Source organism: Streptobacillus ratti (assembly GCF_001891165.1).
GTDB lineage: Bacteria > Fusobacteriota > Fusobacteriia > Fusobacteriales > Leptotrichiaceae > Streptobacillus > Streptobacillus ratti.
Map to the genome: position 1 here is coordinate 1 of NZ_LKKW01000077.1, position 596 is coordinate 596.

The window sequence follows — 596 nt, forward strand, 5'->3', positions numbered from 1 at the left end:
CCTTCTCCACTTATTTGTGGTAAATTTGACATCGCTATCGCATTTGCTACTCCACTATTTGCCATTACTCCTTTTTCTATATCTTTTTTAGCCTTATCTGATAAGTCTACATTAACATTATTTCCACTAGCTGTTGTTGTAATGTATTCTGAGCCTCTAATCTTAAATTCAAGTCCTCCATCTCTATTTAGATTTTGTTTATCTGTAACTCCATTATCTCCTCCAAATGATATAGTATTATTTCCTAATCCATTTATTGCTTTTGATACTTCTCCTGCTGTTGCTACCTTTTTAGAATCTTCTGCATTAGGTGTTTCTACTTTTCCTCCTGAACTTGATTTTAATTGTGTTGTTGATAAACCTATATCATAAATTGTATGTCCCTCACTTGATTTTTTAGATGTTAATGTTATTGGTCCTTTTGTCTTATTTGCTTCTTCTCCATTATTTGCAGTTATTTCTGTCTTAAGTGTCTTTGTTGCATTGTCTATCTTTTCTGTTAAGTCTTTCTTAGTGTCTTCTATTTTCTTGTCCACTTTATCTTCAACATCTTTTATCTTCTTATCTACTTTTTTATCTATGTCCTCTATCTTTTT

Annotated in this window: 1 pseudogene; it reads right to left on the reverse strand. The window is 31.2% G+C overall.

From position 1 onward, the window contains the following. Positions 1-596: pseudogene (locus BT993_RS07375) on the reverse strand (YadA-like family protein); the annotation flags it as partial.